The organism is Phycicoccus avicenniae (assembly GCF_018139485.1).
GTDB lineage: Bacteria > Actinomycetota > Actinomycetes > Actinomycetales > Dermatophilaceae > Phycicoccus > Phycicoccus avicenniae.
This window is the reverse complement of sequence record NZ_JAGSNF010000017.1, coordinates 118,719-145,171: the sequence shown is the minus strand read 5'-3', so window position 1 is coordinate 145,171 and position 26,453 is coordinate 118,719. Positions and strand designations below refer to the sequence as shown.

27 protein-coding genes and 1 tRNA gene are annotated in these 26,453 nt (G+C 74.4%); 12 read left to right on the top strand and 16 right to left on the bottom strand.

All coding sequences use genetic code 11. The annotated features are described in order from the left end of the window. Positions 1-3: 3 nt before the first annotated feature. The 5 genes from KC207_RS12475 to KC207_RS12455 all read right to left on the bottom strand — a co-directional run bounded on the left by KC207_RS12475 (position 4) and on the right by KC207_RS12455 (position 3,693). A complete protein-coding gene (locus KC207_RS12475) occupies positions 4-417 on the bottom strand; it encodes a Fur family transcriptional regulator (protein WP_211603460.1) in 414 nt (137 codons plus the stop codon). After that, positions 414-1,406, bottom strand: a complete 993-nt coding sequence (locus KC207_RS12470; RefSeq protein ID WP_211603457.1) for a metal ABC transporter permease — start codon at positions 1,404-1,406, stop codon at positions 414-416. Before KC207_RS12470 ends, KC207_RS12475 begins: the two co-directional genes overlap by 4 nt. Further along, positions 1,403-2,212 (bottom strand): metal ABC transporter ATP-binding protein, encoded by an 810-nt coding sequence (locus KC207_RS12465; RefSeq protein WP_211603524.1) that lies wholly within the window; start codon positions 2,210-2,212, stop codon positions 1,403-1,405. The genes KC207_RS12470 and KC207_RS12465 overlap by 4 nt, the downstream gene beginning before the upstream one ends. Further along, positions 2,209-3,258: a metal ABC transporter substrate-binding protein gene (locus KC207_RS12460; protein ID WP_211603455.1), complete on the bottom strand. Its 1,050-nt coding sequence runs from the start codon at positions 3,256-3,258 to the stop codon at positions 2,209-2,211. The genes KC207_RS12465 and KC207_RS12460 overlap by 4 nt, the downstream gene beginning before the upstream one ends. Positions 3,259-3,408: 150 nt before the next feature. Beyond that, positions 3,409-3,693: a DUF6703 family protein gene (locus tag KC207_RS12455; RefSeq protein WP_211603453.1), complete on the bottom strand. Its 285-nt coding sequence runs from the start codon at positions 3,691-3,693 to the stop codon at positions 3,409-3,411. Positions 3,694-3,762: 69 nt separating this feature from the next. Here KC207_RS12455 and KC207_RS12450 point away from each other — a divergent pair, with 69 nt between their 5' ends. Together KC207_RS12450 and KC207_RS12445 are read left to right on the top strand one after the other, a co-directional pair. Continuing rightward, a complete protein-coding gene (locus KC207_RS12450) occupies positions 3,763-5,169 on the top strand; it encodes a glycine--tRNA ligase (protein ID WP_211603451.1) in 1,407 nt (468 codons plus the stop codon). A 116-nt stretch (positions 5,170-5,285) separates the two neighbouring features. Next, positions 5,286-7,088, top strand: coding sequence for a hypothetical protein (locus tag KC207_RS12445; RefSeq protein ID WP_211603448.1), 1,803 nt, complete (start codon positions 5,286-5,288; stop codon positions 7,086-7,088). Positions 7,089-7,095: 7 nt separating this feature from the next. Here the strand turns inward: KC207_RS12445 and KC207_RS12440 are convergent, their stop codons facing one another. Beyond that, entirely contained in the window at positions 7,096-9,315 is a 2,220-nt protein-coding gene (locus KC207_RS12440; protein WP_211603446.1) for a hypothetical protein, read from the bottom strand. A 25-nt stretch (positions 9,316-9,340) separates the two neighbouring features. After that, positions 9,341-10,171 (bottom strand): sulfurtransferase, encoded by an 831-nt coding sequence (locus tag KC207_RS12435; RefSeq protein WP_211603444.1) that lies wholly within the window; start codon positions 10,169-10,171, stop codon positions 9,341-9,343. A gap of 46 nt (positions 10,172-10,217) precedes the next feature. Here KC207_RS12435 and KC207_RS12430 point away from each other — a divergent pair, with 46 nt between their 5' ends. Both KC207_RS12430 and dusB read left to right on the top strand, forming a co-directional pair. Then, a complete protein-coding gene (locus KC207_RS12430; RefSeq protein WP_211603442.1) occupies positions 10,218-10,970 on the top strand; it encodes an alpha/beta fold hydrolase in 753 nt (250 codons plus the stop codon). 11 nt (positions 10,971-10,981) lie between these two features. Further along, the gene (gene dusB / locus KC207_RS12425; RefSeq protein ID WP_211603440.1) at positions 10,982-12,196 is read left to right on the top strand and encodes a tRNA dihydrouridine synthase DusB; all 1,215 of its coding nucleotides are present in this window, start codon (positions 10,982-10,984) and stop codon (positions 12,194-12,196) included. A 58-nt stretch (positions 12,197-12,254) separates the two neighbouring features. Here dusB and KC207_RS12420 read toward each other — a convergent pair whose 3' ends face one another. Beyond that, entirely contained in the window at positions 12,255-13,208 is a 954-nt protein-coding gene (locus tag KC207_RS12420; RefSeq protein WP_211603437.1) for a type IV toxin-antitoxin system AbiEi family antitoxin domain-containing protein, read from the bottom strand. A gap of 131 nt (positions 13,209-13,339) precedes the next feature. Here KC207_RS12420 and KC207_RS12415 point away from each other — a divergent pair, with 131 nt between their 5' ends. From KC207_RS12415 to KC207_RS12395, 5 genes are all read left to right on the top strand, one after another. Beyond that, complete coding sequence (locus KC207_RS12415) at positions 13,340-14,014, top strand: YdeI/OmpD-associated family protein (RefSeq protein ID WP_249138714.1); 675 nt, start codon at positions 13,340-13,342, stop codon at positions 14,012-14,014. 10 nt (positions 14,015-14,024) lie between these two features. Further along, the gene (locus KC207_RS12410; protein WP_211603433.1) at positions 14,025-15,266 is read left to right on the top strand and encodes a deoxyguanosinetriphosphate triphosphohydrolase; all 1,242 of its coding nucleotides are present in this window, start codon (positions 14,025-14,027) and stop codon (positions 15,264-15,266) included. Between the two features lie 43 nt (positions 15,267-15,309). After that, positions 15,310-17,250, top strand: a complete 1,941-nt coding sequence (gene dnaG, locus KC207_RS12405) for a DNA primase (protein WP_211603522.1) — start codon at positions 15,310-15,312, stop codon at positions 17,248-17,250. Then, positions 17,247-17,777, top strand: a complete 531-nt coding sequence (locus tag KC207_RS12400) for a hypothetical protein (RefSeq protein WP_211603431.1) — start codon at positions 17,247-17,249, stop codon at positions 17,775-17,777. Before dnaG ends, KC207_RS12400 begins: the two co-directional genes overlap by 4 nt. A 97-nt stretch (positions 17,778-17,874) precedes the next feature. Further along, a tRNA-Asn gene (locus KC207_RS12395) sits at positions 17,875-17,947 on the top strand. A 108-nt stretch (positions 17,948-18,055) separates the two neighbouring features. Here KC207_RS12395 and KC207_RS12390 read toward each other — a convergent pair. After that, entirely contained in the window at positions 18,056-18,898 is an 843-nt protein-coding gene (locus KC207_RS12390; RefSeq protein ID WP_249138713.1) for a serine hydrolase, read from the bottom strand. Positions 18,899-18,948: 50 nt separating this feature from the next. Here KC207_RS12390 and KC207_RS12385 point away from each other — a divergent pair, with 50 nt between their 5' ends. Further along, on the top strand, positions 18,949-19,917 hold the full coding sequence (locus tag KC207_RS12385) for an NAD(P)-dependent alcohol dehydrogenase (protein WP_249138712.1): 969 nt from the start codon (positions 18,949-18,951) through the stop codon (positions 19,915-19,917). A 54-nt stretch (positions 19,918-19,971) separates the two neighbouring features. Here KC207_RS12385 and KC207_RS12380 read toward each other — a convergent pair whose 3' ends face one another. From KC207_RS12380 to KC207_RS12355, 6 genes are all read right to left on the bottom strand, one after another. After that, positions 19,972-20,913: an amino acid ABC transporter permease gene (locus KC207_RS12380; protein ID WP_211603427.1), complete on the bottom strand. Its 942-nt coding sequence runs from the start codon at positions 20,911-20,913 to the stop codon at positions 19,972-19,974. After that, on the bottom strand, positions 20,910-21,575 hold the full coding sequence (locus tag KC207_RS12375) for an amino acid ABC transporter permease (RefSeq protein ID WP_211603425.1): 666 nt from the start codon (positions 21,573-21,575) through the stop codon (positions 20,910-20,912). The genes KC207_RS12380 and KC207_RS12375 overlap by 4 nt, the downstream gene beginning before the upstream one ends. A gap of 92 nt (positions 21,576-21,667) precedes the next feature. After that, positions 21,668-22,516, bottom strand: a complete 849-nt coding sequence (locus tag KC207_RS12370) for a glutamate ABC transporter substrate-binding protein (RefSeq protein WP_211603422.1) — start codon at positions 22,514-22,516, stop codon at positions 21,668-21,670. A gap of 64 nt (positions 22,517-22,580) precedes the next feature. After that, complete coding sequence (locus KC207_RS12365) at positions 22,581-23,321, bottom strand: amino acid ABC transporter ATP-binding protein (protein ID WP_211603420.1); 741 nt, start codon at positions 23,319-23,321, stop codon at positions 22,581-22,583. 106 nt (positions 23,322-23,427) lie between these two features. Continuing rightward, positions 23,428-24,165: a potassium channel family protein gene (locus KC207_RS12360; RefSeq protein WP_211603418.1), complete on the bottom strand. Its 738-nt coding sequence runs from the start codon at positions 24,163-24,165 to the stop codon at positions 23,428-23,430. A gap of 53 nt (positions 24,166-24,218) precedes the next feature. Continuing rightward, on the bottom strand, positions 24,219-24,392 hold the full coding sequence (locus KC207_RS12355) for a hypothetical protein (protein ID WP_211603416.1): 174 nt from the start codon (positions 24,390-24,392) through the stop codon (positions 24,219-24,221). Between the two features lie 105 nt (positions 24,393-24,497). Here KC207_RS12355 and KC207_RS12350 point away from each other — a divergent pair, with 105 nt between their 5' ends. After that, the gene (locus KC207_RS12350; RefSeq protein ID WP_211603414.1) at positions 24,498-25,139 is read left to right on the top strand and encodes an HNH endonuclease family protein; all 642 of its coding nucleotides are present in this window, start codon (positions 24,498-24,500) and stop codon (positions 25,137-25,139) included. A gap of 55 nt (positions 25,140-25,194) precedes the next feature. On the opposite strand, the gene KC207_RS12345 is transcribed toward KC207_RS12350, so the two are convergent. Then, the gene (locus KC207_RS12345) at positions 25,195-25,554 is read right to left on the bottom strand and encodes a nuclear transport factor 2 family protein (protein WP_211603412.1); all 360 of its coding nucleotides are present in this window, start codon (positions 25,552-25,554) and stop codon (positions 25,195-25,197) included. 79 nt (positions 25,555-25,633) lie between these two features. Here KC207_RS12345 and KC207_RS12340 point away from each other — a divergent pair, with 79 nt between their 5' ends. After that, complete coding sequence (locus tag KC207_RS12340) at positions 25,634-26,452, top strand: MerR family transcriptional regulator (RefSeq protein ID WP_211603410.1); 819 nt, start codon at positions 25,634-25,636, stop codon at positions 26,450-26,452. The last annotated feature ends 1 nt before the right edge of the window (position 26,453 follow it).

Genomic DNA, 26,453 nt, shown 5'->3' with positions numbered 1-26,453 from the left:
GGCTCAGACCGAACCCGCCGAGCACTGCGCGCACAGGCCGTCGACCTCGACGGTGTGCCGCACGTGGGTGAACCCGTGCTCGGCGGCGACGGCCTCGGCCCAGCGCTCCACGGCGTCGCCGGTCACCTCGACGGCGAGCCCGCAGCCCCGGCAGACGACGTGGTGGTGGTGGTCGTCGGTCGCGCACGAGCGGTAGACGGCCTCGCCGTCGGCCGTGCGGATGACGTCGACCTCACCGTCGGCCGACATCGCCTGGAGGTTGCGGTACACCGTCGCGAGGCCGACGCGCGTGCCGTCGCCCGCGAGGTCGGCGTGGATCTCCTGCGCCGAGCGGAACTCGGGGGACCGGGCGAGCGCGTCGGCGATGGCGGCGCGCTGCCGGGTCGGACGGCGGTCGGTGCGGGTCTGCTCGGTCATCGGGGTCTCGCCTCGCTCGTCTCGTGCTCGCCGTGCTCGTCGTAGTGGCCCTCATGCGCCGCGTGGCGGTGGCCGTCGTGCAGGTAGTCGACGTGGTCGCCGTGCGGGACGGCCGGGTGCTCGCACGTGGGTCCGTGCTCGTGGTCGTGCCGCTCGGCGCGGGCGTGGGCGGCCCGTCGGGCCCGCGCCAGGGACGTCGTGACGACGCTGACGAGGAGGAAGACGGCGATCGCCACGAGGACGATCGTGCCGCCCGACGGGGTCTCGGCGTAGTACGACACGACGACCCCGCCGACGCTCGCGACGACGCCGAGGACGACGGCCCACCGCACGCTCGCCGCGAAGCTGCGGCCGAGGAGCTGGGCCGTCGCGTTCGGGACGATCATGAGCGCGCTGATGAGCAGCAGCCCGACGACCCGCATCGAGACGACGACCGTGACGGCGGTGAGCACCGCGAGCACGAGGTTGTAGGCCATGACGGGCATCCCCGCGGCGCGGGCGTACTCCTCGTCGTTGGCCACCGCGAAGAAGCGCGCACGCAGCACCGCGGTCGTCACGAGGACGACGGCCGCGAGCCCCGCGAGCAGGGCGAGGTCGCCGGCGCTCGTCGTGAGGATCGCCCCGAAGAGGTAGGCGGTGAGGTTCGCCGGGCTGGACGCCGTCGACCGGGCGATGAGCACGACGCCGAGGGCGATGCCGCCGTAGAACATCACGGCGAGCGCGACGTCCCCGCTCGTGCGGCCGCTGGCCCGGATCAGCTCGATGGCGACCCCGGCGGCCACGGCGGCGACGAGGGCCGTGAGGACGGGCTCGCTGCCGGTGAGGATGCCGACGGCGACGCCCGCGAGGGCGACGTGGCCCATCCCGTCGCCGATGAGGGACATCCGCCGCTGGACGAGGAAGGTCCCGACGAGCGGCGCGGCGACCCCCGCGAGGAGGGCCGCGAGCAGCGCCTGTCGCATGAAGGACAGCTCGAGCATCTCGGTCACGGGCGACCTCCCGCAGCGGGGTCGAGCGGGCCGCCGCCGAGGACCCGGGCGGGGGGCGGCGGGTGCTCGTCGTCGTGGTGGTGCCCGGAGCCGAGGGAGTGGTCGGCGAGGTGCGCCCGGTACTGCGCGGGGGTCCCGTCGAAGTCGAGGTGCCCGGCGTCCATGCACACGATCCGGGTCACGACGTCGTGGAGGGCGTCGAGCTCGTGGGTGACGACGAGCATCGACGTGCCGTCGGCCGCGAGGCGGCGGAGCACCTCGGCGAGGGCGTGCTGGCTCGCGTGGTCGACCCCGGCGGTCGGCTCGTCCATGACGAGCAGGTCCGGGCTGCCGGCGAGCGCGCGGGCGATGAGCACGCGGCGCTGCTGGCCCCCGGAGAGGGAGGCCACCTCCTCGCCGGCGCGGTCCGCGAGCTGGACGGCCTCGATGGCTGCGGCGACCCGCTCGCGGTCCACCCGGCCGGCGGGGCGCCACCACGGGCGGTGCGGAAGGCGCCCGACGGCGACGATCTCCTCGACGGTGGCACGCACCGAGGCCGAGAGGGAGTGGCGCTGGGGGACGTAGCCGATGCGGGTGTGCTCGGTGAAGCGGTCGCGGGGGGTGCCGAGGAGGAGGGCCTCTCCGCCGTGCTGCTCGGCGAGCCCGAGCAGGCCCCTTACGAGGGTCGACTTGCCGGAGCCGTTCGGGCCGAGGAGGGCGACGACCTCGCCGGCGTCGACGGTGAGGTCGACCCCGGACACGACCGTGCGGTCGGCGTACCCGAAGGCGGCCGACCGCAGGTCGATGAGGGGGACGTCGGGGCTCAGGTGCACTGCTGTCCGTCCTGCAGCACGGCGAGGTTGCTGCGCATCACCTCGAGGTAGTCCGACCCGGCGGAGGCGTCGGTGAGGCCCTCGACGGGGTCGAGGACGGCGACCTCGGTGCCGGTCTCCCGGGCGACCGTCTCGGCGAGCGCCGGGGAGACGAGGGTCTCGCTGTAGATCGTGCTCACGTCGTGCTCCTCCACGTGCTCGACGAGCTCGCGCAGCGTCGCCGCGTCGGGCTCGGCGTCGGGGCTGAGTCCCGCGATGCCTTCCTGGCTCAGACCGTACCGGTCGGCGAGGTAGGCGAAGGCCGCGTGGCCGGTGACGAGCTCGTCGCTGCGGCACTGGGCGAGGCCGTCGGCGAACTCCTCGTCGAGGGTCGCCAGCTCGGCGACGGTCGCCTCGGCGTTCGCGCGGTAGTCCTCCGCGTGGTCGGGGTCCGCCTCGGCGAAGCGCTCGCCGATCGCGGTGACGACGCCCTGGAGGCGGACCGGGTCGAGCCAGAAGTGCGGGTCGACGCCCTCGGCCCCGGCGTGGTCGTGGCCGTCCTCGTCGGCGTGCTCGGCGTGCTCCTCGGCGGTCTCGCCCTCGTGGTCGTGGCCGTCCTCGTCGGCGTGCTCGGCGTGCTCCTCGGCGGTCTCGCCCTCGTGATCGTGTCCGTGGTCGTGACCGTCGTCGGTGGCGGCGAGGGTGAGGTCGGCCTCGGGGGAGACGTCGTACCCGGCATCGGCCGCCTCGGTGTCGACCGCGTCGTCGACGGCCGGCTGGAAGCCCGCGAGGTAGAGGACGACGTCGGAGGAGGCCATGCCGGCGACGTCCTGCGGGGTGAGCTCGAGGTCGTGCGGCTCGGCGCCGGGCTTGGTGAGCGGCTCGACGGCGACGAGGTCGCCGCCGACCTGCTCGGCGGCCCACTGGAGCGGGTAGAACGCGGCGCTCACCTCGAGGGCCGGGTCGCCGTCGCTGCCGGCCCCGTCGCCGGAGGCGGCCCCACCGCAGGCGCCGAGGGCCAGGATGGTGGGCAGGACGAGGAGGGGGAGGCGTCGCTTCATGGGAAGGATTCTCATCCGCAATGAGAACCGTTGTCAAATCAGCGAGCCCGAACTGCGTGCTACCGCGCAGTACGCGTCGCGACCGCGACGCGTACTGCGCCGTAGCACGCGATGAAGGGCGCGGACGGAGGGCCCGGGAGCCCGGGGTGGTCAGCCGCGGGGGAACGCCTGGGTGAGCAGCAGCGCCACCATGAGGGCCACGACGGCGATCCGCATGAGCTTCTCGACCCGGGACAGCCGGGGCCAGGCGAGCGCGAGGATCCACGCCAGGAGCAGGGCGACGACGCCGAGGAGCAGCCAGCCGGGCGGCGGGAGGAGGACCCCGGCGACGACGAGGGCGATGACGACGAGGAACGGGATGACGCGGGGCAGCTCGCTGAGGCGGGTGATCGCCGGGAGGCTCACGCGCTCGAACGACTCACGGAGGCTGGACACGGTGCCCCAGCGTACGGGCCGCGTGAACCCGCTTCGAGCGTGCCACTCCCGACGGCTAGCCTTGCGCGCATGGCAGCCCCCACCTCCGTCGTCGACACCGTGGTCTCCCTCTGCAAGCGCCGGGGGTTCGTCTTCCCCTGCGGGGAGATCTACGGCGGGACGCGGGCGGCGTGGGACTACGGCCCGCTCGGTGTGGAGCTCAAGGAGAACATCAAGCGGCAGTGGTGGAAGGCGATGGTCACCGCCCGCGAGGACGTCGTCGGCCTCGACTCCTCGATCATCCTGCCCCGCCAGACCTGGGTCGCCTCGGGCCACGTCGGGGAGTTCACCGACCCGCTCACCGAGTGCCAGTCCTGCCACAAGCGCTTCCGCGTCGACCACATGCAGGAGGCCGTCGCCGACAAGGAGGCGAAGAAGGGCAAGGAGGTCGACCCCGACTCCGTCGCCCTCGCCGACATCGCCTGCCCCAACTGCGGCACCCGCGGCCAGTGGACCGAGCCGCGGGAGTTCAACATGATGCTCAAGACCTACCTCGGGGTCATCGAGGACGAGTCCGGGCTGCACTACCTGCGTCCGGAGACCGCCCAGGGCATCTTCGTCAACTTCCTCAACGTCCTGCAGTCCTCCCGCCGCAAGCCGCCGTTCGGCATCGCCCAGACCGGCAAGAGCTTCCGCAACGAGATCACGCCGGGCAACTTCATCTTCCGCACCCGCGAGTTCGAGCAGATGGAGATGGAGTTCTTCGTCAAGCCCGGCGAGGACGAGGACTGGCACCAGTACTGGATCGACGAGCGCACCCGCTGGTACACCGACCTCGGCATCGACCCCGAGAACCTGCGGCACTACGAGCACCCGCAGGACAAGCTGTCGCACTACAGCAAGCGCACCGTCGACATCGAGTACCGCTTCGGGTTCACCGGGAGCGAGTGGGGTGAGCTGGAGGGCATCGCCAACCGGACCGACTTCGACCTCACGACCCACTCGAAGCACTCCGGCACCGACCTCGTCTACTTCGACCAGGCATCGGGCGAGAAGTACACCCCGTACGTCATCGAGCCGGCGGCCGGGCTCTCCCGCAGCCTCATGACGTTCCTCGTCGACGCCTACACCGAGGACGAGGCGCCGAACACCAAGGGCGGCGTCGACACCCGCGTCCTGCTCAAGCTCGACCCGCGCCTCGCGCCGGTGAAGGCCGCGGTCCTGCCGCTGTCGCGCAACGCCGACCTGTCGCCGAAGGCGCGCGACCTCGCGGCGACGCTGCGCACGCACTGGAACGTCGACTTCGACGACGCGGGCGCCATCGGACGCCGCTACCGGCGTCAGGACGAGATCGGCACCCCGTTCTGCCTCACGGTCGACTTCGACACCCTCGACGACGACGCGGTGACGGTCCGCGAGCGCGACACGATGAGCCAGGAGCGGGTCGCGCTGAGCCAGGTCGAGGGGTACCTCGCGCAGCGGCTCGTCGGCTGCTGACCTCCTGATCCGCTGATCCGCCCGCGGCGCCCGTTCCCGCCGGGCCCGTCTCTCGCTGCGCCGGCTCTGTCCGGACGCCTCCCGCGGTGCGACGATGGCGGTGAGGAGGTGGCCCGATGGCCGGCGACGCGGACTGGCGGCGGGACGACGACGCCGGCTTCCTCGACGTGGCCCGGGCCCGGCAGGGGCCGGCCCTGCGAGCAGCTGCCCTCGTCACCCTCGACCCCGACCTCGCCGAGGCGGTCGTGCTGCGGGCGCTGACCGACCTCGCCCTCCGCTGGCGCGAGGCGCGGGAGGAGGGTCCGGAGCACGTCCTGCGGGCGGCGCTGTACCCGTCGGCGGTGCGCGCGGCCGAGGCCCGGGAGGACAGGCGGGACACGCAGGACGGGCAGGACGCCGAGGGGCCGGCCGCGACCGGACCGCACGTCCCTCCCGGCGCCGACGTCCCGTCCGGTGACGACCGGTCGGCGGCCGTCGCACGGGCGCTCGCCACGGTGCCGCCGAGGGCACGGGCCGCGGCGGTGTCGTGGTGGCTCGAGGACCGGGACGCCGCAGGGACGGCGCACGTCCTGCGGTGCTCCCCGGAGGAGGTGCTCGCCGACGTCGACCGGGTCCGTCGGGCGCTCGCGACCGTCGGCCCCCGGTCGACCCCACCGACCGGGCCCGGCGACGCCGCCGCGCGGGACCTCCTCGACCTCCTCGCGGACGGGGTGGTCGAGCGCGACCTCGGCCCGCTCGCGGAGGACGCCGCCCGGTCCCGGCGCAGGACGGTGCGACGACGCACCGCCGTCGGTGCGGTCCTCGCGGTCGGGGCGAGCACCGCCGCCGCCGTGGTCACCGGCCGGCCTGACCCCTCGTCCGCGGACGCGGTGACCTCCGCCGCTCCCGACGGCCGGCTCCGGGCGGTCGTGGCGGACGGCGTCCGGGTCCACCTGGCCCCGGACGCCGACGGCCTCGACGCGCTCCCTCGCTACCCGCTCGCCGACCAGCTCGCCCTGCCGCGACGGCTGTGGCCGGACGCCGACCGACCCCTGGACATGCTGAGCCCGGCGGGGACCTCGTCCTCGGTGCGGGCCGTCTACCTCGTCCGCTCCCGCCCCGGGGCCCTGACGCCCGCACTCTTCATCCCCCGCATCTCCTCGCGCGCCCAACGCGTCGGCATGGCCCCCCTGCGACCGCTCGGGACCGTGCCGGACGCGGAGGGGATCGCCCTCGGGCCCCGCGCCGTCGACTCCGGACGCCACCGGGTGGTCTTCCCCCAGCCGGGGGGCGTCGTCCTGCTCGAGGTGCGTTCCAGCCGCACCCAGCGGTTCGAGATCGAGGGGGAGACGATCGAGTCGGCGGGCTGGGCCGCGGACGACCGGACCGTCGTCGCGTCGAGCGCCACGGCGACCTGGCTCGTGGACACGCGCTCCGGGAGGGTGCGGCGCTCCGGCATCGCCGCCCACCCGGGGTGGGCCGACATCACCTCGCCGGCGGGCCGTCCGACGGTGCGGACCTTCTCGGAGGACGGACGCCTCATCTCCCTCCGCTCGGTCCTCGGACCGCGCCTCGAGGTGCTCGGCCGGTCGGTGTCGACCGTGGGCGGCTGGACGTGCTCCGCCGCAGGGCTCGAGCCGTCCCCGGCCACCGGCGGGCGCACGCGGGGGCTCGTGGCCGTCCGCGCCGGCGGGGCGGCCGAGGCGCGGGTGCTCGCGACGGCGCCCACGACGGGGTCCTCGGAGGCCTACCGGCCGGTGGGGTGGGGACCCGGGGGCGTCGTCCTCGTCGAGGCCCGTACGTCCGGGGCCGGGGCCCGGATCATCCGCCTCCTCGCGTGGGACGTCCCCGGCGGACGGCTGCACCGGGTGGCCGAGGCCGACGAGGCCGCCCTCGCCGCGGCGTCGGGCGCGGGCTTCACCCGCGCCTGGACGCTCTGAGACCGGCTCAGGCGTCGGGACCGAAGGCCGCCCAGGTCTCGTCGGACTCCTCGGGGCGCCCCAGCTCGTCGAGCGTGGTCGCGAGGACCTGGGCGACGCCCACCCGCTCGTCGTGCAACCCGGCCCCGGCGAGGGCGGGCAGCACCGCACGCAGCACCTGGACCCCCTCATCGGCGCGACCCGCCTCGACGAGGACGACGCCGCGCTCGGCCCGCAGGACGATCTCGTAGTCGGCGCCGACGAGGGCCTCGGCGCGGGCCAGCCGCTCCAGGGCCTCCTCCGGACGCCCGCCACGGGCGAGCAGGTGGGCGCCCTGCCGCAGCACGTCCGGTTCGTGGACCTCGACGTCGAACTCCTCCTCGCCGCGGTCGGCGGCGAACCGCGCCACCGCCGGGAGCACCTCGTCGAGCTCGGCGACCCCGACGTCGAGACCGACCGTGGCGGCGCGGACCGCGGCCCGCACGAGCGACGCCTGGTGCAGGACCTCGACCGCCCCGGACATCCGGGCCGCGATGAGGGCGTGCTCGACGTGGGCGGTGGCCGCGTCGGTGTCGTCGGCCTCCCAGGCGGCGACGGCCGCCCGGTGACGCGAGTGCCCGGCCTCGACGAGCCTGCCCTCGCGCTCGAAGGCGGCGGCGGCGGTGGCGAAGGCGGCCTCGGCGCGACGGGGGTCGGCGTCGGCGAGGAGCGCGTTCCCCAGCGCCCAGCCGGTCGGCCCGACGAGGGCCGGCAGTCGCCGGGTGACGACGGGCAGGGCCGCCTCGAGGAGCTCCGCCGCCTCGGCGGGGCGCTCCGTCTCGAGGTAGGCGAGGGCGAGGTGACGCTGCGCGGCGGCGAGGGAGGTGCCGTCGCGCAGCCGGACGGCCATGGCGAGCGCGTCGGCGGCGCGGGGCTCCAGGCGGCTCCAGGCGGCTCGCTCGACGAGGACGTCGCACAGCGCGAGCAGGGGGCCGAGGAGCAGCCGGTCGTGGCCGCGGGCGGCCTCGAGTGCTCGGACGTGGGCGGCCTCGGCCGCCTCGAGGTCGTTCCGGGCGCGGGCGACCCGGGCGGCGAGGTCGGCCGCCTGACCGGCGACGGCCGGGACCCCGGCGGCGAGGGTCTCCGCCTCCTCGACGAGCGCCCGGGCGACCTCCTCGTCGGTGGGCAGGAGCGCGGTCGCCGCGTCGAGGAGGCACACCGCCCGCCGGGCCGTGGTCCCGGCCCGCTCGTGGAGGGCCGCGGCGTGCAGGAGACGGTCGGCGGCGTCCGGCGGCCGGGTCGTGAGGGCGTACCAGCGGAGCGCGTCCGCGGTGGCGGCGTCGTCGCCCGTCGCCTCGAGGACGCCGAGCGCCGTCACCGCACGCGCGCGCTCCGGGCCCGCCGCGTCGGGGCCGTCCTCGAGGAGGGTGCGGCGGACCGCCGCGGTCGCCCGCTCGGCCTCGACGGCCGCCGCCTCGACGACGTCGCCCGCGCGCTCCGCCGCCGCGGCGGCGTCCTCGAGCCGGTCCAGGACGCGCGCCGGGTCGTCGAGCAGCAGCGCCCCGAGCCGCTCGAGGCGGGCGGCCGCGGCCCACTCCTCGGCGGTCGAGAGGCGGGGGAGGAGGGCGTCCCGGGCCTCCAGCCAGCCCCGGACCGCCCGCTCGGCGGTGGGGTCGACCTGCTCGCGGGCCCGCCGGACCCGGTCGGCGATGACGGGGAGATCGGCCGGGTCCGCGGGGACCGGGACGGTGCGGTCGGGGGGCGGGGTACCCGCCGGCATCCGGGTCGGCGGCAGCGTCGGCTCCGCCGGGACGAGGTCGTCGGCGTGCGCGGCGTCGAGCGTCCGTCGGTCGGTCGTGGCCGCGTCGTCGGCCCTCGTGGTGAGGTCGCGGACGAGGTCGGGCGTGGGGACCCCGTCGATCGTCTCCGGCGCGACGCCCAGCCGCAGGGCGTGCCGCAGCACCCAGGCCGCGGTCGTGACGCACCACGCCCGGTCGACCCCGTCCGGGGCGTCCCGGAGGAGGGCGAGGCGCGGCAGCAGCGCGTCGAGCGCCCGGTCGGTGTTGCCGAGGAGGACCAGGACGCGCAGGCACGTCGCCACCTCGAGCAGGGCGGTCGGGTCCCGGCCGACGACCGGCCACGCGGTCCGGAAGCCCTCGACGGCCCCCTCGACGTCCCCGTCGCGGGCGCAGGCCTCGGCGTGGGCCGCGGGGGTCAGCGCGACGACCGGCGCGTCGGGGAGGTGCTCCGGGGACGTGGGCGGGGCCATGTCCCCGATGGAACCACGGGCCGGGTCAGGGGTCCTTGCCGAGGGCCACCGGGCGCGCCGGGTCCTCGATCCACTCGCTCCACGAGCCGACGTACGGGACGGCGTCGACCCGGACGAGGTGGAGCGCCAGCGCCATCTGCGCGGCGGTGATGCCGGACCCGCACGTCGTGCCGACGGGGGTGTCGCGGCCGACGCCGACCCGGGCGAGGACCTCGCGGATCCGTTCCGGGGGCAGGAAGGTGCCGTCCTCGTGGAGGAGGTCGGCCATCGGCAGGTTCACCGCCCCGGGCACGTGCCCGGCGGTGTGGTCGACCGGCTCGTGGTCCCCGCGGTAGCGCTCCGGCGTGCGGACGTCGAGCAGGACACCCGCCCGGGCCATCGTCGCGGCGCCGTTCGCGTCGAGGACGGGCACCGACCCCGGCCGCACCGTGAGGTCGCCCGGGGAGGGGGTGACCGGCTCGGTGCTCACGGGACGACCCGCCCGGGCCCAGGCGGCGAGCCCGCCGTCGAGCACCCGGACGCCGGGGTGCCCGGCCCAGCGCAGCACCCACCAGGCCCGCGAGGCCGACAGCGAGGTGCGTTGGTCGTACACCACGACCTCGTCCTCGTCGCCGAGGCCGCACGCGCGCAGGGCGTCCTGGAGGGCGCCGGGGTCCGGCAGGGGGTGCCGCCCACCGGAGCCGGGTGCCCCGGCGAGCGCCGTCTCGAGGTCGAGGAAGGGCGCCCCGGGGACGTGGCCCTCGGCGTACAGCCGGGCCCCGGGCGGTCCGCCGAGGGCGTACTGGACGTCGACGACGCGCACGGCGCGGCGCTCGATCGCGGCGGCGAGCTCGTCGGCGGTGATGAGGGCGGGCACGGGGCCATCCAACCACCGGGTCCGGCTGCTGGGGGAGGATGGCCGGGTGCCCGAACGCGTCCGGCTGGTCCTGCTCCACGGCTCCCAGGTCAACCACGCCGTGTGGTCGCCCTACCCCGCGCTGCTCGGTCCGGGCGTCGAGGTCGTCGCCCCGGACCTGCCCGCTCACGGTCGGCGGCGGGACGAGCCCTTCTCGTGGGAGTCGGCGCTGGCGACGGTCGACGAGGCGGTGGGTGACGACGGCAGGCCCGTCGTCCTCGCCGGGCACAGCCTCGGCGGCTACCTCGCGATGGCGTGGGCGGGGGCGCACCCGCAGCGGCTCGCCGGGCTCGCGCTGCTCGGCGCGTCCGGCGTGCCGACCGGTCCGGGGGCGCTCGTCTACCGCGGCCTCGCCGTCACCCAGCGGTGGCTCGGGGTGGAGCGGATGAGCCGGGGGATGGACCGTGAGTTCGAGGCCCTCCTCACCCCCGAGCTCGCGGCGGCCGTCAAGGACGCCGGCTACGGCTTCGGCGGGGTGCGGACGGCGTGGGCGGACGTGATGTCCCGCTGCCGACCGGAGATGCTCGCCGAGGTCACCGCACCCGTGCTCCTCGTCAACGGCCAGCTCGACCAGCTGCGGGTCGACGTCGGACGGTTCCGCCGCGCCGCGGCGGCCGCGCCGTGGGTGCGGGTGGTGTCCGTGCCGCGGGCGCTGCACGTCTTCCCGCTGAGCCATCCGCACGACACCGCGGCCGCGCTGTGGGAGCTCGTGGCCGCGACGCGTGCACCGATTTCGGCGTCGCCGCCGGTCGCGGGATGATGGACGGCGCCATGACGACGACCGCCCCCACCGCCACGACGACCCCGGTGCTGCCCCCGCTGCACATCGGGCGGCACGTCATCGGCTCACCCGTCGTGCTCGCCCCGATGGCGGGCATCACGAACCGGGCCTTCCGGCGGCTGTGCCGCGGGTACGGCGCCGCGGGCCTCGAGGCCGGAGGGGCCTCCGGCGCGACGAGCCTCTACGTCGCCGAGATGGTGACCTCGCGGGCGCTCGTCGAGCGGACCCCGGAGACGATGCGGCTCATCTCGCACGACCCCGAGGAGTTCCCCCGGTCGGTCCAGCTGTACTCGGTCGACCCCGCCACCGCCGGTCTCGCCGCCCGGATGCTCGTCACCGAGGACCGGGCCGACCACATCGACCTCAACTTCGGCTGCCCCGTCCCCAAGGTGACCCGCAAGGGCGGGGGAGCGGCGCTGCCGTGGAAGACCGACCTCTTCCGCTCGATCGTGCGCGCCGTCGTCCGGGAGGCCTCGCCGTACGACGTGCCGGTCACCGTGAAGATGCGGGTGGGCATCGACGAGGACCACGTCACCTACCTCGACGCCGGGCGGATCGCCGAGGCCGAGGGCGTCGCCGCCGTCGCGCTGCACGGCCGGACCGCGGCCCAGGCGTACTCGGGGCAGGCCGACTGGGACGCGATCGCCCGGCTCAAGGAGGCCGTGACGAGCGTCCCCGTGCTCGGCAACGGCGACATCTGGTCGGCCGAGGACGCCCTCGCGATGGTCCGCCACACCGGGTGCGACGGCGTCGTCGTCGGTCGTGGCTGCCTCGGCCGGCCGTGGCTGTTCACCGACCTCGCCGCGGCGTTCGCCGGGTCGGAGGAGCGGGTGCGCCCGGGGCTGCGCGAGGTGACTGACGTGCTGCGCCGGCACGCCGAGTACCTCGTCGACTTCTTCGAGGACGAGCAGCGTGGCTGCCGTGAGATCCGCAAGCACATCGCCTGGTACCTCAAGGGGTTCCCTGCGGGGTCGACGGTCCGCAACCGGCTCGCGCTCGTCGACTCGCTCGAGGCGCTGGACGCGCTGATCGCCGGGATGGACCTCGACGCGCCCTGGCCGGGGGAGCCGGCCGAGGGACCGCGCGGTCGTGCCGGCTCGCCCCGGGTCGTGGCGCTGCCCGAGAACTGGCTGCGCGGCCGCGAGCTCGACGCCGTCCAGCGCGAACAGGTCGCCCAGGCCGAGCTCTCGGTCTCCGGCGGCTGACCCGTCCTGCCGGGGTGGCGAACCGGGGTGATGACGCCGGTTCACCACCCCGACGGCGTCAGGCGGCGGAGCCGAGGACGTGGCGCATCGGGCACCGAGGACCGCAGCGACGCCCACGTCCGCTCCAGCCCCGGGAGCGCAGCGTCTCGTGGATGTCGACGGCGAGCTCGCAGGGCTCCTGGTCGACGTCCACCCAGCCCGCCCGCAGCGTGATCCGTCCGGACCGGGCCGTCGACCGGTCCCGGCGGCGGTCGACCGCGACGAACTCACCCTCGTGCCCGAGGCGTCCGTCGAGCTCGACGACCACTCCGTAGCCGACGTACTCGGCGTCGCGACGCAGCCGGTGCCCGTCGGATCCGGCGGGGACCTGGAGCCGCGCCGTCGGGAGACCGTGCCGACGTTCGACGCCGCGGACGAAGCCGACCTCGAGCACGCTCTCGGCCCCCTCGGCGACGACCCCGAGGGCGAGCATCAGCGCTCCACGGTGGCGATGGCGCGGACGCGTGTGGAGGGCGGTCGCCACCTCGTCGGCCGTGACCCGACGGCACTGCGCCCATCGCGCCGCGATCGCCACGGCTTCGCGGGCGCCGACGCCCGGTGCGTCGGCGAGGTCGAGCACCGTCCCGACGGCCGACGTCACCGGCAGTCCGCGGCGCTGCTCCGTGTGCAGGACGCGCCGTCGTGCGACCCGGGTCCCCGGGAGCCGGGTCATCCGCCGGTCGCGCGGCACCCACAGGGTGATGACGGCCGGAGGGCGAGCGCTGACACCGTGCAGGTACTCCGCCGCGCCGAGGGCGAGCGCCGCTCCCGGACCTGCTCGCAGGACGACCGCGTGGGCGCGGGAGAACCAGTCCTGGGGCCCGGACCGGGTCAGGTAGACCCCTCGCCCGAGGCGCGACCACCTGCCGGACTCGACCCGCCACCGCAGCGCGTCCTCGGACAGACCGGCGTCGAGGGCCTGCCGTGTCGTGACGACGCCGTGCTGCGCGGCGACGAGGCGGTCGAGGTCCATGGTCGGGAGCATGGCGGACGACCGCTCTCCGACCGCGAGGTTCTCCACAGCGCGGCGCCCGGGGCGGTGTACCGGGGTGTCAGCACCGGTTGGCCGCCCCGCTGTCGGTGGGGTGCGCGATGCTGGGGCACGTGAGCGAGCGGATCGGGACTCCCGGCGGGACGGCGGACCGGCCGGCGGTGTTCTTCGCCGACGCGGCGGAGTTCGGCCGCTGGCTCGAGGCGCACCACGACACGGCCGACGAGCTGTGGATGGGGCTGTACAAGAAGGCGTCCGGGCGCGGCGGCATCACGTGGGCCGAGGCGGTCCGCGAGGCCCTCTGCTGGGGGTGGATCGACTCCCGCGCCGAGCGGGTCGACGACGAGGCCCGTCGCCAGCGGTGGACCCCCCGCCGTCGGGGCAGCCACTGGAGCGCCGTCAACGTCCGGGCCGTCGAGGAGCTCGTCGCCGCCGGGCGGATGCAGCCCAGCGGCCTCGCCGCCTTCGCCGAGCGCCGGGAGGACCGGACCGCCCAGGCGTCCTTCGAGCAGCCCGTCATGGACCTCTCGCCGGAGCACGAGGCCCTGGTGCGGGCCGACCCTGCGGCCGCCGCCTTCTGGGACGCCGCCACCCCCAGCTACCGGCGGATCGTCACGCACTGGGTCGGCAGCGCCAAGCAGCAGGTCACCCGGGACCGGCGGCTCGCCCAGCTCGTCGCCGACAGCGCCGCCGGGCGGCTCGTCCCCTTCCAGCGGTACGGCACACCGCCCACCTGGGTCACCCGCGCGGCGGCCGCCGCCGACGCCGCGAGGGGATCGGCCCCGTAGGCTCGCCGGCGTGACGTACGCCGCCCACGACCGCGAGCGATGGGTCTCCGAGGACCCGGCCCAGAAGCGGTCCGACCGCGACGACTTCGCCCGCGACCGGGCCCGGCTGCTGCACTCGGCGAGCCTGCGCCGGCTCTCGGCGAAGACCCAGGTCGTCGCCCCCGGCAGCGACGACTTCGTCCGCAACCGGCTCACCCACTCCCTCGAGGTCGCCCAGATCGGGCGGGAGCTCGGCGGTGCGCTCGGGTGCAGCGCCGACGTCGTCGACACCGCCTGCCTGGCGCACGACCTCGGACACCCGCCCTTCGGGCACAACGGCGAGGTCGCGCTCGACGCCGTCGCCGCGTCGGTCGGCGGGTTCGAGGGCAACGCCCAGACCCTTCGCCTGCTCACCCGCCTCGAGCCGAAGCGGGTCCACGCCGACGGCCGCCCGGCGGGCCTCAACCTCACCCGGGCCAGCCTCGACGCCGCGACGAAGTACCCGTGGCGGCGTGGCGGCGGCCCCGTCCCGACGACGAAGTTCGGGGTCTACGAGGACGACCTCGACGTCTTCGCCTGGCTCCGGGACGGCGCGCCCGAGGGCGTCCGGTCCTTCGAGGCCGAGGTCATGGACTGGTCCGACGACGTCGCCTACTCCGTCCACGACGTCGAGGACGCCATCGCCTCCGGGTGGCTCGACCCGCGGGCGCTGCGCGACCCGGCGGACGTCGAGGCCGTGCTCGACGTCGCGGCGCGCGTCTACGAGTCCGACCTCGGGCCCGACGACCTCGCGGCCGCGCTCGACCGGGTGCTCGCGTCGGGCGCGGTGCCGCGCGAGCACGACGGCGACCGCCGGGCGCTCGCCGCACTCAAGGACATGACCTCCCGGCTCATCGGCCGCTTCGCGACCGCCGTCGAGGTCGCGACGCGGGAGGCGCACGGCGACGGGCCGCTCGTGCGCCACGAGGCCTCCCTCGTGGTCCCCGACGAGGCCCGGGCCGAGACCGTCGTCCTCAAGGCCGTCGCGGCGCACCACGTGATGCTCGCCGCCGAGCGGGTCGCCGTCTACGAGCGCCAGCGGGAGCTGCTCGTCGAGCTCGCCGCCGCCTTCCAGGACGACGCCGACCGCCTCGACCCCTCCCTGCGGGCCGACCTGGACGCCGCCGGGGACGACGCGGCCGCGCTGCGCGTCGTCGTCGACCAGGTCGCCTCGCTCACCGACGTCCGGGCCATGGAGCTGCACCGCCGCTGGTGCCGCCGCCCCTCGGCCTGACGGCGCGACGACCTAGACTCTGACCGACGAACGGGAGGTGCGGGTGCCGGGTCGGATCAGGGCCGAGGACATCACGACGGTCAAGGAGCGCTCGTCCATCGAGGACGTCGTGCGCGAGCACGTGACGCTGCGCTCGGCCGGTGTGGGCTCCCTCAAGGGGCTGTGCCCGTTCCATGACGAGAAGACCCCGAGCTTCACGATCCGTCCGGCCGTCGGCACCTACCACTGCTTCGGGTGCGGTGAGGGGGGCGACGTCCTCGACTTCGTCCAGAAGGTCGAGCACCTCACCTTCACCGAGTCCGTCGAGCGGCTCGCCGCCAAGGTCGGCATGGAGCTGCGGTACGAGGAGGGCGGCGGCCCCCGCGACGGGGGAGCCTCCCTCGGCAAGCGCTCGCGGCTGCTCGAGGCGCACCGCGTCGCCGAGGAGTTCTACACCGCGACGCTGCTGGACCGCGGGCGCGGGGACGCCCGCAAGGGCCGGGACTTCCTCCGCGAGCGGGGCTTCGACTCCGCGGCCGTGGAGCGGTTCGGCGTCGGCTTCGCGCCGGCCGACGGTGACGCCCTCACGCGGCACCTGCTCGAGCGCGGGTTCACCGACGACGAGCTGACGACCGGCGGGCTCTCGGGGCGGGGCCGGGGGCTCTACGACCGGTTCCGGGGGCGGCTCGTGTGGCCGATCCGGGACATCACCGGCGACACCGTGGGGTTCGGGGCGCGCCGGCTCTTCGACGAGGACCGCATCCAGGCGAAGTACCTCAACACGTCCGAGACCCCCATCTACAAGAAGGCCTCCGTCCTCTACGGCCTCGACCTCGCGAAGAAGGCCATCTCCGGCGACCGACGGGCCGTCGTCGTCGAGGGGTACACCGACGTCATGGCCGCCCATCTCGCCGGGGTCGAGAGCGCGGTCGCGACGTGCGGGACGGCGTTCGGCGTCGACCACATCAAGATCCTGCGCCGGATCATCCGGGACGAGGCCGAGGGGGCCCCGGCCCGGGTCGTCTTCACCTTCGACGGTGACGCGGCCGGCCAGAAGGCGGCGATGAAGGCGTTCCGCGAGGACCAGCGGTGGGCGGCGCAGTCGTTCGTCGCCGTCGCGCCGGACGGGATGGACCCGTGCGACCTGCGGCTCGCCAAGGGCGACGCCGAGGTCCGCGGGCTCGTCGACGACGCGGTCCCGATGTTCGAGTTCGCCGTCCGCACGACGATCCGCCGCTTCGACCTCGACACCGCCGAGGGCCGGGTGCAGGCGATGAAGGCCGTCGCGCCGATCATCGCCTCGATCCGCGACACGAGCCTTCGGCCGGAGTACACCCGCACCGTCTCGGGCTGGCTCGGGATCGAGGTCGAGCAGCTCGCCGACGAGGTCCGCCGCGCCCCGAGGCTGCCGGCTCCGGACGACGGCCCCGAGCGCCGGCCCTCGCCCGCCGACACCGACGAGGTCCCCGAGCCGGGCCCGGGGGAGTCGGCGCCGATGCCGCGGCCCGACCTGCGCGACCCCGTCGTCGCCGCCGAGCGCCAGCTGCTCCAGGCCCTCGTCCAGTACCCGCAGATGTTCGCGGACGCGACCCTCGAGGCCCTGGAGCCGGCGGCGCTGTCCGCGCCGGCGCACCGGCTCGTCCTCGAGGGCGTCCGGGCGGCCGCCGACCGGGGGCACCGGGCGGCGTCGACCGCCGCCTGGGTCGCCGCCGTCGGCGAGGCGGTGTCGGTCCCGGTCAAGCCGCTCGTCGCCGAGCTGTCCGTCGCGCCGCTGCCGGTGCGCTACGACCCGACGACCGGTCTGCCCCCGCGGCGCTACCTCGGCTCGCTCGTGCTCGGGGTCCGCGACGCCGACCTCGGCCGCCGCATCTCCGACGCGATGGCCTCGCTCCGCCGCGCGCAGAACGACCCGGACGCCGGCGACGCCTCGCTCCGGGACCGCACGACCGCCCTGCACGCGCTCGAGCTCGAGCGCGTCCGACTCCGACAGGAGGCCATGACGTGAGGCTCCGCTGGACCGGGCTGCGCCGGCCGACCGTCGCCGACGAGGTGGCCGCCGCCGTCGCGCCGACCGATGGGGAGCGGCTGCTCGCGTGGGGGTCGACCCCCGACGGCACGACGCTCGTCGCGGGGCGCCACCGGCTGTACCTCCTCGAGGCCCGGGACGGGGACGCCCCGGTCGTCACGCGCTCCCGGCCGTGGCACCTCGTCGACTCCGGGTCGTGGAGCGAGCAGGGCGTCCTGCGGGTCACGTGGGTCGACCGGGAGCCCCCGCTGCGGGTCGGACCCGAGGAGCCCGGGATGCTGCCGGAGACGATCCGCGAGCGGGTCCAGGCGTCCGTCGTCCTCGCAGAGACCGTCGACCTGGGCGAGAAGCGCACCGCCCGGGTCGTCGTCCGGCGTGAGCTCTCGAGCGGGCGGCTGCTGTCCCAGGCGGTCCTCGGCAAGGGCGTCAGCGCGAGCGACCCGGAGGTCGCCGTCCAGGTGCGCGCGGCCCTCGACGGGGTGCGGGAGCAGGCCGGTCTCGACTGACCTCGGTCGTGCTCGGCACGCCGGTGGGCCGATTTCGTCGGTTGCCCTCGCTGTTGCTATCGTGGCTCCGCTGCCGCGGCGATCCCGTGGTGGCCCTTCCCCTGTAGCTCAACTGGCAGAGCATTCGGCTGTTAACCGGAGGGTTGTTGGTTCGAGTCCAACCGGGGGAGCCGGACAAGGCCCCTGACCTGCGCAGACGCAGCGTCGGGGGCCTTTCGCATCCCCCGAGGTCGACGGCCTTCCGAGGTCGTCATGCGGGCAGCGGGGCCCTGGCGCTGTCACACGCCGCCAGGGCCCGGAGGGGACGCCGGACCGGCCGGCGTCGAGGCGCGGAGACGGGGTCGCCCGTCGCCGGTGTAGGCCACGACGAGCCGGCCGAGCGCCCAGAGGACTCCCGTGACGGCGGTCGCGGTGAGGGCCACGCCGAGGTCGGGCTGGAACCGCGAGATCGTGCCGAGGGGCGAGCCGATGAGGGTCGGGGCGAGGCTCAGCACCACCCAGGCCGCCACGCCGGTCGTGAGCAACGGGAACCACAGGCTGAAGAGGCCGAACCAGCCTGACTTGGCCCGGATCGTCGCGCGGCGGTGCCATGCCCACACCGTGGCGAGGAGGTACAGGGCGGGGAGCAGCAGGAGGCCGAGGAAAAGGGCCTTCTGGGGAAGCCGGGACCCGCTGCTCGCGTCGTCGAGCCCCAGCGCCCGGGCGGTGATCGCGTCGCGGAGCGGGGCGGTCTCGCCGAACCCGACCCCGCTGCCCCCGTTGACGAGCACGACGACGGCCTTGCCCTGGGCGGGGAGCATCGTCGCCGTGGCCTCGAACCCCGGGCTCGTCCCCGTGTGCCACACGGTGCCGGCCTCGGTGTCGACGAACCACCCGAACCCGTAGAAGGGCGACGCGGCACCGGCCGGCCGCATCATCGCGCGCTTGCCGTCGGCGCTGAGCACGTCGTCGCGGCCGTTCATCTGCACCGCGAGGTAGTGGGCGAGGTCGGTGACGCCGGCGACGATCCCGCCCTGAGGGGCGGTCCCCCGCGTCGTGGCGTTCTCCGGCATCGGCCGCTTGGTGAAGAACCAGGGGAGGTGCCCGGTGGCCATCGCCTCGTGGACCTCCCCGTCCGACACGAAGCTGTGCTCCATGCCGAGCGGGACGAGGACGTGGTCCGTGACACACGGTGCACACCCTCGACGACCGGCCCCTCGGGACCTCCGGCAGCACGACGATGCGCGCCGCCACCCGCCGCACCTACGGGTCGACCGACGCGCTCGAGGTCACGGCCGTCGCGCGGCCCACCCCCGGCCCCGACGAGGTCCTCGTCGAGGTGGCGGCGGCCGGCCTCGACCGCGGGGTCTGGCACGTGATGACGGGCAAGCCCTACGTGATGCGGCTCATGGGGTTCGGCGTCCGCCGGCCCAAGGACCCGGTGCTCGGTATGGACGTCGCCGGTCGCGTCGTCGGGGTCGGCGCCGACGTCACCCGCTTCGCCGTCGGCGACTCCGTGTTCGGCATCGGGACGGGGACCTTCGCCGAGCTCGCCGTGGCGAAGGAGTCGAAGCTCGTGCTCACGCCCGAGAACGTCACCGTCGAGCAGGCCGCGGTCTCGGCGATCTCGGGCATCACGGCCCTCCAGGCGTTGACCGTCGGTCGCCTCGAGGCCGGACAGCACGTTCTCGTCATCGGGGCCTCCGGCGGGGTGGGCTCGTTCGCGGTGCAGCTGGCCAAGGCGCGCGGGGCCACCGTCACGGGGGTCGCCGGCACCCGCAAGCTCGAGGTCGTCCGCGGCCTCGGCGCCGACCACGTCATCGACACCGGCGGCCGGAACCCGATCTCCCGCATCCGGCGGGCGCTCACCCCGACGGGCACCCTCGTCATCGTCGGCGGCGAGGGCGGTGACGACCTCACCGGCGGCATCGGTCGCCAGGTCCTGGCGGCCCTCATGTCACCCTTCGTCCGGCAGCGGCTCACCTTCTTCGTGAGCAGTGAGTCGCGCGACCTCCTCGAGTCCCTCGCCGAGCACCTCGTGACGGGCGCGGTCACGCCCGCCCTCGGGCGCCGGTTCGCGCTCGAGGACGTGTCCGAGGCCCTGACGGCGATGGAGAGCGGCGACCTCGTCGGGAAGGCCGTCATCACCGTGACCCGGTGAGGGCTCGCGAAGGGCCCGGACCGTGGGGTCCGGGCCCTTCGTCGTGCGCCGGGACTACCGGCTCGTGGCGTCGATGTTCTGGACGTTGTCGCCGCCGACGCCGGAGGACTCCATCGTGCCCTCGCCGCCGGGGGCGCCCGGCATCGCGTTCGTCTGCGGGCCACCGGCGGAGCGGCGCTTGCGCTTCATCCGCGACTCGACCCGACCCGCGACGACGGTGAGGGCGTAGTTGATGACGATGAAGATGACCGCCACGACGATGTACGCCGGGATGACGTTGCCGTACGCCGACCCGAGCGTCCGCCCGCCCTGGGTGAGCAGCTCGGGGTAGAGCACGACGGTGCCGAGCGCGGTGTCCTTGAGGACGACGACGAGCTGGCCGATGAGCGCCGGGAGCATCGCCCGCAGTGCCTGCGGCAGCTGGATCGAGCGCAGGGTCTGCGTCGGGGTGAGCCCGATCGACAGGCCCGCCTCGGCCTGGCCCTTCGGCAGCGAGTGGACGCCGGAGCGGACGAGCTCGGCGATGACCGAGCCGTTGTACAGCGTGAGCCCGAGGACGACGGCGGCGAGCGGCGCCATCGTGCTCGAGAGCCAGTCCGCCCGGGCGAAGTACCCGTAGAAGAAGAAGACCATCATGAGCAGCACGGGGACCGAGCGGAAGAACTCGACGACGACGCTGCTGACCCAGCGGATCGGGCGGTGCTCGGAGAGCCGGCCCATCCCGAAGACGAGGCCGTACACGCCGGCGAGGACCATCGAGATGGCGGCGGCCTCGAGGGTCGCCTGGAGCCCGGGGAGGATGTACGAGGTCCACACCGCGGCGTCGGTGACGTACGGCTGCCAGAGGTAGGGCTCGAGCTGGTTGGCCTCCGCCATCCGCCGGTAGACCACCCAGAGGATCGCGGCGAGGAGGACGACGCCGACGACGGTGAGGATGTTGTGGCGCAGCCGGGCGCGCGGGCCCGGTGCGTCGAAGAGGACGTTCTCGGCACTCATCGCTTCACCGCCAGACGTCGGGAGAGGTTGGTGATGCCGATGCCGATCGGCAGGGTGAGGACGACGAAGCCCAGCGCGAACACGAAGAACAGCGGCAGGCTCGCGCCCTCGTTCTCGGTGATCTGCGCGAGCAGGCCCGCCGCCTCGGCCGTGCCGAGGATGACGGCCGCGACGGTCGTGTTCTTGATGAGCGCGATGAGCGTCGAACCCAGCGGGGCGATGGCGCCGCGGAAGGCCTGGGGGAGGAGCACCTCGCGCATCGACTGCCCGAAGGTCAGCCCGATGCTGCGGGCGGCCTCGGCCTGCCCGGCCGGGATGGTGTTGACGCCGCTGCGGATCGCCTCGCAGACGAAGGCGGCGTGGTAGACCGACAGCATGATGACGGCCCACCAGTAGGCGTTACGGGTGTTCTGCTCCGAGATCTGCAGGCCGAGGATGAACGTCAGGCCGAGGATGCTCGAGACCATGAGCAGGGTCAGCGGGGTGTTGCGGATGAGGTTGACGTAGAGCGACCCGATGAGTCGCAGCACGCCGACGGGGGAGATCCGCAGGACCGCGACGACGGTCCCGATGACGAGCGCCCCGATGGCGGAGAGCACGGACAGCTGCACGGTCACCCAGAAGGCGCCGAGGATGTCGTAGTTGCTGAAGAAGTCGCCCATTCACCTCACCTTTCGGCCGACGGACGGAGGGGTGTTCGCCGGGACACCGCCCGCCCGGAGCGGGCGGGCGGTGTCGACGGTGACAGGACGGGTCAGGCGCACTCGTCCGGGGTGGGCGGGTTGCCCGCCCCCGGCTGGTACCCGGCCTGGCCGAGGTTGTCGTCGACGGCGGCCTGCCAGGAGCCGTCCTCGAACATCTGGTTGATCGCGTCCGTGACCTGCTGGCACAGCTCGGTGTCGCCCTTCTTGAGGCCGACGCCGTAGCGCTCCTCGGAGAAGGTGTTGCCGACGACCTTGAGCTGACCCTCGTACTGCGGCTGGGCCGCGTACCCGGCGAGGATCGTGTCGTCGGTGGTCAGCGCGTCGATGGCGCCGGACTGCAGGGCCGCGACGCACTCGGAGTAGGTGCCGAACTCCTGGAGGTTGACCCCGGGCACCTCCTCCTGGACGTTCTGCGCGGACGTCGAGCCGGTGACCGAGCAGAGCGACTTGCCGTCGAGGCTGTCCGGGCCGGTGATCGAGTCGTCGTCGGAGCGGACGAGGAGGTCCTGACCGGCGATGAAGTACGGACCGGCGAAGGAGACCTGCTCCTTGCGCTCGTCGGTGATCGAGTAGGTCGCGAAGATGAGGCGGACCTGGTCGGTGGCGATGAGGTTCTCGCGCTGGGCGCTCGGGGCCTGGACCCACTCGATCTGGTCCTCGGAGTAGCCGAGCTCACCGGCGACGTACGTCGCGATGTCGACGTCCATGCCGGTGTACTCCTCGCCCTGCTTGAGGCCGAGACCGGGCTGGTCGAACTTGATGCCGATCCGGATGGAGTCGCCGCCGCCGTCGCCGCCGGAGCCGGCGTCGCCGCCCCCGCCGTCGTCGGAGCCGCAGGCGCTCACGGTGAGGGCCAGGACCGCCGCCGCGGCGGCGAGTCCGGTGCGGGTGCTCTTCATGGTGTCTCGTTCCTCCTGGTGTCGCCGACGGTGGTCGGTACGGCGGGCCGCTCGGCCCCCCGGGTCAGTGGGTGAGGATCTTCCCGAGGAAGTCCTTCGCGCGGTCGCTCTTGGGGTGGGTGAAGAACTCCTCCGGCGTGGCCTGCTCGTGGACCTCGCCGTCGGAGAGGAACACCACGCGGTCGGCCGCCTTGCGGGCGAAGCCCATCTCGTGGGTGACGACGATCATCGTCATGCCGCTCTTCGCGAGCTGCACCATGACGTCGAGGACCTCGGTGATCATCTCGGGGTCGAGCGCGGAGGTCGGCTCGTCGAAGAGCATGACCTTCGGGTCCATCGCGAGGGACCGGGCGATCGCGACGCGCTGCTGCTGGCCGCCGGAGAGCTGGGCCGGGTACTTGTGCGCCTGGTGGGCGATGCCGACCCGCTCGAGGAGCTCCATGGCGCGCTTCTCGGCCTCGGCCTTCTTGATGCCGCGCACCTTCATCGGCCCGAGGGTGACGTTCTCGAGGATCGTCTTGTGGGCGAAGAGGTTGAAGGACTGGAAGACCATCCCGACGTCGGACCGCAGGGCGGCGAGCTCCTTGCCCTCCTCGGGCAGCTCCTTGCCGTCGATGGTGATCGAGCCGCTCTCGAAGGTCTCGAGGCGGTTGATCGTGCGGCAGAGGGTGGACTTCCCGGAGCCGGACGGGCCGATGAGGATGACGACCTCACCGCGCTCGACGGTGACGTTGATGTCCTTGAGGACGTGCAGGTCGCCGAAGTGCTTGTTGACGTCCTTGAGGACGACGAGAGGCTCGCTCATGCGACGAGAACCTAGCGAGTGCGAGCGGGGTTCGGACAGTGCCGGTTCGCGGGGGCCGTGATCGTGACCGATCCGAGACCTCGTCCGCGGACGGGCCTGGGCCCGCTCACTTCTGGGAGCGCAGCTCCTCCACGACCCGGCGCAGGTCGCGGACCTCGTCGGTGAGGCGCAGCACGTCGCGCTTGCTCGGCGCCTGCTCGGACGCCTCGTCCTCGATCTCCCGGACCCGGTCGATGAGCCAGCTCGCGAAGGTCGCCGTGACGACTCCGATGATGGCGATGCCCGCGAGCATGAGGCCGGCGGCGACGAACCGGCCCTCGGTCGTCACGGGGTAGAAGTCGCCGTAGCCGACGGTCGTCACCGTCGTCGCCGCCCACCAGAGGGCCACCCCGAACGAGTCGATGCTCGCGTCGGGTGCGCCGCGCTCGGCATCGAGGACGGCGAGGCTCGCGACGAGCATGACCATGACCGCCGAGCCGCCGATGTAGACGCTCACCCGGCCGCGGAGCGAGCCCCCCGCCTTCTTGTTGAGCACCGCGAGCAGCGTGAACAGGCGCAGGAGGCGGAGGGGACGCAGCAGCGGGAGGACGACGATCGCGAGGTCCAGCAGGTTCTTCCGGAAGAACGTGACCCGGTGCTCCGCGAGCCACAGCCGGACGCCGTAGTCGACGGCGAACATCGCCCACGCCACCCACGTGACGACGTCGAGGGCCGTGACGACGGCGGCGTCGAGGCCGGGGTCGAGGATCGGCCAGGCGTAGGAGACGAGGAACACGAGCGCTGCGACGGTCAGCGGCCACTCCCCGGACCTCTCCCAGCGTGCCCTGCGGGCGTCGTCACTCATGCGGCCACTCTGTCACGGGCGTGCGCGGTGGCCTCGGAGGTCGGGACGCCCGCTCAGGCGCTGAGGGCCTGGAGCACGATGACGACGCTCCAGATGACGAGCGAGACGACGAGCAGCAGGGCCACGGCGGAGGAGAAGGCGCGCAGCCCACCCTCCTGACGACGGGAGACCATGCCGACCCCCGCGGCGACCGCGGCGAGGACGACGACGACGACGAGCAGGACCACGTGGCCGGACCTTACCGGCCGAACGGCCGACCGCCAGGTCGTCGGGCGTCCGGCGTCGATGTGGCCGGGCTAGCGTCCGCGCGAACTCTTGACGAAAGGACATCGGTGAGATCCACCATCGCGTTCGCCGCCTCCGCCCTCGTCGCCGCGGCGGTGGGGCTCGCTCTCCCCTCCTCGGCACAGGCCGCGTACCAGACGACCCCTGCGCGCATCCTCAACGCGCTGGACGTGCGCGCCGAGAGCAACAGCGGCTACGACCGGGCGAAGTTCCCGCACTGGCTCGACGTCGACAAGGACTGCCAGGACACCCGCGAGGAGGTGCTCGTCGCGGAGTCCCGGGTCCGGATCGGAGGGTGCAGCTTCTCCACGGGGAGGTGGTACTCGATGTACGACGGACGCTGGTACACCCGCAAGGCCCAGGTCGACATCGACCACCACGTCGCGCTCGCGGAGGCGTGGGGCTCGGGTGCGCGGTCGTGGTCCAAGGACCGCCGCACCCGCTTCGCGAACGACCTTTACGCCCCCAGCCTCAACGTGATGACCCCGTCGCTCAACCGCTACCAGAAGAACGCCTACGACCCCGGGCAGTGGATGCCGCCGAAGAACCGGTGCCGCTACGCCGTCGACTGGGTCAAGGTGAAGTACCGATGGCGGCTCAGCATCGACTCCCGTGAGAAGGCCGCGCTCCAGCGGATCCTGTCCGGGACCTGTGGGAGCAGGACCGTCGTCCTGCCACGCCGCGCCTGACCGTCCACGTGGTGCGGCCCGCCGGCCGGTGGGCCGGGCGCGGGACGCTACGCGGTCATCCGATCGTCAGCTCGGCGATGCGGCCGTCGGCCAGGGAGACGCGGTAGTCGAGGACCGCGACCCCGCCGGGGAAGTCCCCCTCGAGGCGGACCACCGCCACCCACCGGGTGTCGTCGACGTGGCGGGCGCCGACGAGCTCGGAGGTGTAGGTGTACTCGCTGCCGGCGCGGGTCAGGAAGTCGTGCACGCCGTCGGTGCCGCGGAAGGTCTCGCCCTGGTCGGTGACCACGGCGTCGTCGGTGAAGAAGGTCGCGGCCGCGGGGACGTCACGGTCCGCGTGCGCGGCCAGGAAACCGCGGACGGCGGCGGGCAGGTCGTCGGTGGGGACGGGGTGGGCGGTGTCGGTGGTGGTCATGGACCGATCCTGCGGCCGTCCTCAGCGTGAGGGTCAACAGCCGTGACCCTCTCCTGGGGGGAGGGTGCACACTGCGGGGATGGTGGCGGGCCTGAGCATCGGCGAGTTCGCGCGGATGACGCACCTCAGCGTGCGGACCCTGCGTCGCTACCACGACAGCGGCCTCCTGCTGCCCGCGGCGGTCGACGGCTCGACGGGGTACCGCTCCTACGCCGTCGAGCAGATCCCCGTGGCGCAGGTGATCCACCGGCTCCGCGAGCTCGACGTCCCGTTGCCCGAGGTCCGGCGGGTCCTCGAGGCGGACGACCCCGCCGACCGGGCGGCCGTCGTCACCGAGCACCTCCGGCACCTCGAGGCCGAGCTCGACCGGACGCGGGCGGCGGTCGGCTCCCTGCGCCGCCTGCTCGCCCCCGAGCCGGCGCCGGTGCACGTGGAGGTGCGTGCCGTGCCGGAAGCGGTCGTCGCCGCGGTCGAGGACGACGTCGACCTCGACGCCGTCCTGCCCTGGTTCGCCGGCGCGGTGGCGGAGCTGGACGCCGTCGTCGGGGGCGGCGAGGGTCCGGTGGGCGGCGTGTACGACAACGCGCTGTTCGAGACCGGGCGAGGACACGTCCTCGTCCACCGGCCGTGTGCGTCGCCCCCGGACCGGGGCCGGGTGCACCGTGTCGTCCTGCCCGCCGTCGACCTCGCGGTCGCGACGCACGTCGGCGACCACGACGACATCGACGTCACGTACGGCGAGGTCGGTGCCTGGGTCGCGCGCAACGCCCTGGCCATCGCGGGCCCGGTGCGGGAGACCTATCTCGTCGGGCCACGGGACACCGCCGACGCCGCGGCGTGGCGGACCGAGATCGGTTGGCCGGTGTTCGCGGTGTCGCCAGGAGGCGCGGGCTCGTAGG

Coding starts and splice junctions, on each gene's coding strand:
- dusB (WP_211603440.1), top strand. CDS start 10,982: ATGACGACGACCGCCCCCACCGCCACGACGACCCCGGTGCTGCCCCCG.
- KC207_RS12360 (WP_211603418.1), bottom strand. CDS start 24,165: ATGAGTGACGACGCCCGCAGGGCACGCTGGGAGAGGTCCGGGGAGTGG.
- KC207_RS12365 (WP_211603420.1), bottom strand. CDS start 23,321: ATGAGCGAGCCTCTCGTCGTCCTCAAGGACGTCAACAAGCACTTCGGC.
- KC207_RS12340 (WP_211603410.1), top strand. CDS start 25,634: ATGGTGGCGGGCCTGAGCATCGGCGAGTTCGCGCGGATGACGCACCTC.
- KC207_RS12445 (WP_211603448.1), top strand. CDS start 5,286: ATGGCCGGCGACGCGGACTGGCGGCGGGACGACGACGCCGGCTTCCTC.
- KC207_RS12475 (WP_211603460.1), bottom strand. CDS start 417: ATGACCGAGCAGACCCGCACCGACCGCCGTCCGACCCGGCAGCGCGCC.
- KC207_RS12460 (WP_211603455.1), bottom strand. CDS start 3,258: ATGAAGCGACGCCTCCCCCTCCTCGTCCTGCCCACCATCCTGGCCCTC.
- KC207_RS12345 (WP_211603412.1), bottom strand. CDS start 25,554: ATGACCACCACCGACACCGCCCACCCCGTCCCCACCGACGACCTGCCC.
- KC207_RS12370 (WP_211603422.1), bottom strand. CDS start 22,516: ATGAAGAGCACCCGCACCGGACTCGCCGCCGCGGCGGCGGTCCTGGCC.
- KC207_RS12440 (WP_211603446.1), bottom strand. CDS start 9,315: ATGGCCCCGCCCACGTCCCCGGAGCACCTCCCCGACGCGCCGGTCGTC.
- KC207_RS12420 (WP_211603437.1), bottom strand. CDS start 13,208: ATGGACCTCGACCGCCTCGTCGCCGCGCAGCACGGCGTCGTCACGACA.
- KC207_RS12375 (WP_211603425.1), bottom strand. CDS start 21,575: ATGGGCGACTTCTTCAGCAACTACGACATCCTCGGCGCCTTCTGGGTG.
- KC207_RS12450 (WP_211603451.1), top strand. CDS start 3,763: ATGGCAGCCCCCACCTCCGTCGTCGACACCGTGGTCTCCCTCTGCAAG.
- KC207_RS12380 (WP_211603427.1), bottom strand. CDS start 20,913: ATGAGTGCCGAGAACGTCCTCTTCGACGCACCGGGCCCGCGCGCCCGG.